This window comes from uncultured Nostoc sp., from assembly GCF_964247315.1.
In the GTDB taxonomy this organism is placed as follows: domain Bacteria; phylum Cyanobacteriota; class Cyanobacteriia; order Cyanobacteriales; family Nostocaceae; genus Nostoc.
Map to the genome: position 1 here is coordinate 33151 of NZ_CAXTTT010000071.1, position 6928 is coordinate 40078.

6 protein-coding genes are annotated in these 6928 nt (G+C 42.9%); 3 read left to right on the forward strand and 3 right to left on the reverse strand.

Annotated elements, in window-relative coordinates; translation table 11 throughout:
* Positions 1-6: 6 nt before the first annotated feature.
* Both ACFE93_RS20750 and ACFE93_RS20755 read left to right on the forward strand, forming a co-directional pair.
* Positions 7-753, forward strand: a complete 747-nt coding sequence (locus ACFE93_RS20750) for a phycoerythrobilin:ferredoxin oxidoreductase (protein WP_375475768.1) — start codon at positions 7-9, stop codon at positions 751-753.
* 235 nt (positions 754-988) lie between these two features.
* Complete coding sequence (locus ACFE93_RS20755) at positions 989-2236, forward strand: M20 family metallopeptidase (protein ID WP_375475770.1); 1248 nt, start codon at positions 989-991, stop codon at positions 2234-2236.
* Positions 2237-2330: 94 nt separating this feature from the next.
* Here the strand turns inward: ACFE93_RS20755 and ACFE93_RS20760 are convergent, their stop codons facing one another.
* The 3 genes from ACFE93_RS20760 to ACFE93_RS20770 all read right to left on the reverse strand — a co-directional run bounded on the left by ACFE93_RS20760 (position 2331) and on the right by ACFE93_RS20770 (position 5878).
* On the reverse strand, positions 2331-3857 hold the full coding sequence (locus ACFE93_RS20760; RefSeq protein ID WP_375475772.1) for a sensor histidine kinase: 1527 nt from the start codon (positions 3855-3857) through the stop codon (positions 2331-2333).
* Between the two features lie 341 nt (positions 3858-4198).
* The gene (locus tag ACFE93_RS20765; protein WP_375475774.1) at positions 4199-4552 is read right to left on the reverse strand and encodes a sensor histidine kinase; all 354 of its coding nucleotides are present in this window, start codon (positions 4550-4552) and stop codon (positions 4199-4201) included.
* Between the two features lie 21 nt (positions 4553-4573).
* Complete coding sequence (locus tag ACFE93_RS20770; RefSeq protein ID WP_375475776.1) at positions 4574-5878, reverse strand: HAMP domain-containing protein; 1305 nt, start codon at positions 5876-5878, stop codon at positions 4574-4576.
* Between the two features lie 188 nt (positions 5879-6066).
* Here ACFE93_RS20770 and ACFE93_RS20775 point away from each other — a divergent pair, with 188 nt between their 5' ends.
* Positions 6067-6888 carry an SDR family oxidoreductase gene (locus tag ACFE93_RS20775; protein ID WP_375475778.1) on the forward strand — a complete coding sequence of 274 codons (822 nt, stop codon included), beginning with the start codon at positions 6067-6069 and terminating at the stop codon, positions 6886-6888.
* Positions 6889-6928: the final 40 nt, after the last annotated feature.

Genomic DNA, 6928 nt, shown 5'->3' on the forward strand with positions numbered 1-6928 from the left:
AGCGACGTGACACTCTATCAGCCATTTCTCGATTACGCGATCGCCTATATGCGATCGCGCTTAGATTTACAGCCCTATACTATCCCCACTGGGTTTGAGTCCAAGAGTGCTGTTGTGGGCAAAGGAAAGAACCAGGAAGAGGTTGTCACCACCAGTTATGCCTTTCAAACTTTAAAATTGCGGCAAATTCGGGCAGCTCACGTACAGGGTGGCAATTCGCTGCAAGTGCTGAATTTTGTGATATTTCCGCGCCTAAACTACGATTTACCCTTTTTTGGGGCAGATTTGGTGACATTGCCAGGAGGACATCTAATTGCTTTGGATATGCAGCCCCTATTTCGGGACGATCAAGCATATCAGGCAAAATATACTGAACCAATTCTGCCGATTTTCCACGCCCACCAACAACATCTGTCTTGGGGAGGAGATTTTCCCGAAGAAGCACAGCCATTTTTCTCTCCCGCTTTTCTGTGGACTCGTCCCCAAGAAACAGCTGTCGTAGAAACTCAGGTGTTTGCCGCTTTCAAAGATTATTTGAAAGCTTATCTAGATTTCGTGGAGCAAGCAGAACCTGTAACAGATTCCCAAAATTTAGTAGCCATTGAGCAAGCCCAACTGCGATACCTGCGATATCGGGCTGAAAAAGATCCAGCGCGAGGGATGTTTAAACGCTTCTATGGTGCGGAATGGACTGAAGAGTATATCCACGGCTTTTTATTTGACCTAGAGAGAAAATTAACAGCTATTAACTAGAAACTTTTTGACCGACTCAGTGCTGAGTAGAGTGTCAATAAAGACTCGTTCAAGTCACGTTAAACTGGGAAAAGAATCTAAGTTATACCAATTCAAAAAATGTTTGCGATATGATACGCTAACGCGCACCTTTTCCAAGGCATTGGAAAAGGTTGGGAAAAGGTCTTATCTATATATGTGTTGCATTCTTTTTTCAAATTGGTATTAACTGTACTTAAACTAGTTTGTCTTCATAATGATTTCCACCTTTCCCAATCCTTCTTCTGTCGATCTATCTCGCATCCGACTTTCGATCCGCTCATTGCAACCGCAGTTAGTAGAGTGGCGGCGGCGATTGCATCAACAACCAGAGTTGGGTTTTCAAGAAAAACTGACTGCTGAATTTGTATCACAAAAGCTGCAAGAATGGGGAATTGAGCATCAAACTGGCATTGCCCACACTGGCATTGTTGCCACCATCAAAGGCAACAAACTTCTTACTCCCGACTCCCGACTTACCACTCCCCAAGTTTTAGCGATTCGCGCGGATATGGATGCTTTGCCAATCCAAGAACTCAACGAAGTCCCGTACAAATCGCAGCATGATGGAGTGATGCACGCTTGTGGACATGATGGACATACAGCGATCGCTTTAGGTACAGCTTATTATCTCCAGCAGAATCGTCAAGACTTCTCCGGTATCGTGAAAATTATCTTTCAGCCAGCGGAAGAGTCACCAGGAGGCGCAAAGCCGATGATTGAAGCTGGAGTTCTGAAAAATCCAGATGTTGACGCGATTATTGGTTTGCACTTGTGGAATAATTTGCCTTTAGGAACAGTGGGTGTGCGGGCTGGGGCGTTGATGGCAGCTGTGGAGTGCTTTAACTGCACAATTTTGGGCAAAGGTGGACACGGCGCACTACCTCATCAAACTGTTGATTCCGTTGTTGTTGCTGCCCAAATAGTAAATGCTTTGCAAACTATTGTCGCTCGGAATGTTAATCCCATTGATTCAGCAGTAGTGACAGTGGGAGAACTTCACGCTGGAACTAAGCGTAATGTAATTGCTGATACAGCAAGAATGAGTGCTACTGTCAGGTATTTTAATCCTAGTTTGAAAGGCTTTTTTAACCAGCGTGTCGAGCAAATTATTGCTGGAATTTGTCAGAGTTATGGTGCAAATTATGATTTAGAATATTGGTCACTTTATCCCCCAGTAATTAATGATATAAAAATAGCAGAACTAGTACGATCTGTAGCAGAAGAAGTTGTAGAAACTCCTGTGGGGATTGTGCCAGAATGCCAAACTATGGCTGCTGAAGATATGTCATTTTTCTTAGAAGAGGTTCCTGGTTGTTATTTCTTTCTAGGTTCTGCTAACCCCGCGAAAGACTTAGCATATCCCCATCATCATCCCCGATTTGATTTTGACGAAACCGCCTTGGCAATGGGTGTGGAAATATTTGTTAGATGCGTGGAAAAGTACTTTGTTTCATGTCATTAGTCATTTGTCCGTTGTAGTCACAAATGACAAAGGACAAATGACCAAGGACGACCATAACAAAAATTTTCACAATCTCATTTAGGATTGCTATATTCTAATTCTTGACTGTCGGTTTCTGTTTATTACTAACTTCTAAAGGCAGGAAAATCGTCATCACTTCCCCATAGTGTGGACGCTGGCGCACAATTAGTTTGCCACCGATCGCCTGAAACAAATGCTTGGTTGCAGCGATATTCAAACTAATCGTACCTGTTTCTGGTTGGAACATCAGCAGTTGACCTAGAGCTTTGCGAATTGGTGGCGTTGCAGGTATGGTGGCTTTATTTGAATCTTTGCACCTCAATTGCGGCGATAATTGTAACTTGAGTTGATCTCCAGCTGGGATAACTTGTACTTGAATATGGCTGCCAGCAGGTAAGCTGCGAGTAAAATTTTCCATCAAACCAGTAAGAACCTGATCCAGCATGGTGGGATTACTTACCACTGTCGGTAGTTGCTGGGGTAAAACAACATTTAAAGTTAAGTTCCGCCGATGCGCTGCTTGTTCCCAACGGGGAATGCTCTGCTGCAACACTTGATCTAAAGACATCGGCGTGAGTTGAGTTTTTGACGATTTTGCTGAGGCAGTAGTTTCTAGTTCTGCGGCCTTAAACAGCAATTCCATGCGGTCAATTTGCTCGGTACACTCGTGATCGATAATTTTTAAACGATTGATCGCACTAGCATCTAAGTCTCGCCGCTTTAACAGCAGACGAGTCATAGTGCGAATAGTTGTTAAAGGTGTGCGGACTTCGTGAGCGAAGGCTTGGAGCAATTCTACATCAGGATTTGGGGAAGGTGGGGCCTCCTCTGGGGATAAGAGGTAATGGGTATTGGGCATTGGGCATTGAGGGATAACTTTTCTCCCCTGCTCCCCCGCTCCTCTGCTCCCTTGCTCTCTTGCTTCTTCCTCAGTTGCTAGTAAAGAGTCGCTAGTCTCTTCTGGTTCTGTTAATTCCTGAAGCAATAACTGGCTAAAGTGAATCATCATACGGTAGTCTGGTGCTACCGGAGAATACTGTTCTACTAATGCGTCCAAGCGGGCAAAAAATTCTGGATTAGCCAGCATTACCCGTGCCCCTAGCGATCGCCAAGCCTGTTGCACTATCTCTGGCTCAAAAGAAAATGAAAAGGTTTTTTTACCGTTTTTCTGGGTTGCTAAAACTAGCACTAATCTAAATTTATCTGTAAAAACTAAGCAAAACTGTTCTGCGCCTAAAGGATCGGCAGGCAGTAAAGGAAGTACTGATTCATGGGGAGCAATGTCTTCATTTACAGACGCAATCGCACCTGGCATCTGAAATGGCATCAGCGCCAAGGGGTTAAATGGTTTTGCTGTAAAAGTTACTGTTTGTAAACTTTGAGTCAATTTTGGTTGACTAAATAAGGGTGCTGGTGCAGCTAAAACTAATCCTTGGGTTGTGTCAACTGAAGGGTCTGCTAAAGTATTTAATAGCAAATGTTCTGTCGCTGCGAGGCTGATACGCCACTGCTGCTCTGCTTTAGCAGGTGAACATTCTGCCACACTTGATTGATTTTCAGCCAAGATTTCGCTCAGGCTTGGCAATATACATTGGTACACAGGCTTTCACCCCTTAATTCAAGAGCGACTAACAGCGTTTAGGTTAGACATTTCACTACTATTTAAGAGGTTATAGCTATTTGTATACTGGTGACAGTGGTAGAACCGAACAATTCAGGGGCAATTCCCCTCTAACTGCGATGTCTACGACGGGCTACGCCTACACACTTAGGGGCAAAAAAACAATTGGCACTGAACTTTTAGCGATAAGTAGGTGGGTGGGAAAATTTATCGTTGAGATAAGGCAGGAGGCAAGAGAGTTTTAGCCTAGTTAATTTTTATTCACATAGTTTGGTTTTATTGTGCCGACTTACTTAGGCGTGGCGATCGCGAATTGATAATTATACTGATTTTGCTACTCGAATCGGCATTGTAATTATAAACTCTGCACCTGCCCCCGGAGATGAAATGCATTGCAAAGATCCACCATGCTTCTCAGTAATTATCTGGTAACTTATTGATAAACCCATACCAGTCCCCCTACCAATTGCTTTCGTCGTGAAAAAAGGATCAAATAAACGCGACTGGATTTCTTCTGGAATTCCTACTCCATTATCAGCAATCCGAATGATCGCATTGTCATCTACCTGTTCAGACGAAATGTGAATCAAGGGATTTGAACAAAGTTCTTTTTGAAAACAATCTTCTATAGCATCGATTGCATTTGCTAAAAGGTTCATAAATACCTGATTCATTTGCCCTGCAAAGCACTGGATTTAAGGGATTTCGCCATATTCTTTCACCACTTTAATCTCAGGGTGATTATTTTGTGCCTTGAGTCGGTGTTGTAAAATTAACAGAGTACTGTCGATTCCTTCATGCAGATCAGCCGTTTTGAACTCAGCTTCATCCAAACGAGAGAAAATTCGGAGGCTGAGAACAATTTCCCGGATGCGTTTAGCCCCCATTTTCATTGAAGTTAACATCTTAGGCAAATCTTCTGTTAGATATTCAATATCGGCTTCTTGGTTAGCATTTTGAATTTCTGGCTCTGGGTTGGGGTAATATTTCTGATAAAGCTTAATTAATAGCAGTATTTGTTGAGTGTAATCATCAGTGTACTGGAGATTGCCATAGATGAAACTAACTGGATTGTTGATTTCATGAGCAACTCCTGCCACTAGTTGACCAAGACTTGACATTTTTTCCGATTGAATTAATTGCATTTGGGTTTTTTTCAGGTCTTTAAGAGCTGCCTGAAGTTCGGCTTCTGCCTGTAGGCGCTCGGTAATTTTGTATTGTAATTGTTCGTTAGCATTGACCAACTCATCTCTAGAATATTGGAGATCGTCTGCCATTTTGTTGAACGAGGTAGCTAACTCCCCAATCTCATTGGGAGAGCGAATATTAACTCTGGTATCCACTTTCCCTTCAGCCAGATTCATCACAGCTTGCTGGAGTTGTTTAATCGGTTTGGAAATCCTTAGGGAAAGCAGATAACCTGCTGCTAATGCAAATATGCCACATCCAAAACTGATAACTGACGTGACAACAATGTTTTTATGGGCTGTTGCTAGTGCTGCTTTATAAATTGGTGTGTATTCCAAAATTACTGCACCCATTGTTTCACCGTTGCTAGTCTTAAAAGCAACAGCAATCAATTGAATTCCATTTGGGTATTGAGGACTAGCCTCAATATAGGTTCTTGGTATCCCATCTTGAATAGTTTTACCAACTTCATTATTGCGATCGCGATCTAATCGCGTACCGATGTCTTCTGGAACTACATCTGCCAAAATGATTTTGTTGCGATCTACAATCTCCAAATCGCGCTGACGTTGCTTGTGTAGTGCTTGAACATTCTCTTGCAACTGACCTAGCATTTGATCTGGCGATCGCATCTTCTGAGATTCAAGCTCATGACTTATGAAATATCCGAGTAGTCCAGCAACTTCTTCAGCCTCTTGTTGAGCAAGATACTTAGCTATGTTCATTTGCTGATTGGCACTAATTGCACCAATAGTTCCTGAGAGAATAGCCATTCCTAGAATACTCGAAATTAATTTTTGACTAATTTTCATTCCTTCCTCAAAACCTCAAGCGCTGGCTACTGTGCTGATTTAGTTTTGGGGAATTCGCCCCAATCTTAAAATTCCCAGTTGTCAGCCTTTAAGCTACAGAGTCAACAGCCATCAGCAAAATTTTTAATCTTGGTAGGCGATCGCATTTTTTTAGTAGATTAACAATAGACTATCTCAGAGGCACTTTTATGACTTCTTTTGAAACTTCAGTTGAAGATTTGGTACTAGTTGCTGGTGCCACTGGTGGAGTAGGGCAACTGGTGGTAGGCAAGTTGCTGGAGAAGGGCTTGAAAGTTCGTGTCTTGACACGCAATGCCGCAAAAGCTGAAGAGATGTTTAACCAAAGAGTGGAGATTGCCGTTGGCGATATCCGCCAACCAGCTACACTGCCAGCTGCAATGTCAGGTGTTACCCACATCATAAATTGTACTGGAACTACTGCCTTTCCCTCTGCGCGATGGGAGTTTGACCAACCCCCAAACTTGATTGAATGGGGAATTATTTTCCTTAATCCCAAATCTAGTGAAGCAAAAGCAAAGAATAGTCCGGCAAAAATTGATGCTCAAGGTGTGAGCAATCTAATAGCAGCAGCACCCCAGAATTTGAAGCGATTCGTTTTCGTCTCTTCTTGTGGAATTCTCCGTAAAAATCAGTTTCCTTTTAGTATTCTTAATGGTTTTGGCGTGTTGGATGCCAAACAAAAAGGCGAAGAGTCCATTATTAATTCAGGATTACCCTACACCATTATCCGCCCAGGACGCCTCATTGACGGGCCCTATACCTCATACGACCTCAATACCCTCCTGAAGGCAAAAACTGGGGGTAAATACGGTGTGGTTATAGGCACTGGGGATACACTTTCGGGTGATGCCAGCCGGATTGATGTGGCAAACGCTTGTGTAGAATGCCTTTTTCAGCCAAGTAGCTCTAGGAAAATTTTTGAAATAGTCAACCAAGGACAAAGACCACCTGTGATTGACTGGGAAACTCTTTTTTCTGGGATTGAGTAGCTTCTAAGTGCTGAGTGATATTTTATCCAATGCCCCATGC

Coding starts and splice junctions, on each gene's coding strand:
- ACFE93_RS20770 (WP_375475776.1), bottom strand. CDS start 5,878: ATGAAAATTAGTCAAAAATTAATTTCGAGTATTCTAGGAATGGCTATT.
- ACFE93_RS20775 (WP_375475778.1), top strand. CDS start 6,067: ATGACTTCTTTTGAAACTTCAGTTGAAGATTTGGTACTAGTTGCTGGT.
- ACFE93_RS20755 (WP_375475770.1), top strand. CDS start 989: ATGATTTCCACCTTTCCCAATCCTTCTTCTGTCGATCTATCTCGCATC.
- ACFE93_RS20765 (WP_375475774.1), bottom strand. CDS start 4,552: ATGAATCAGGTATTTATGAACCTTTTAGCAAATGCAATCGATGCTATA.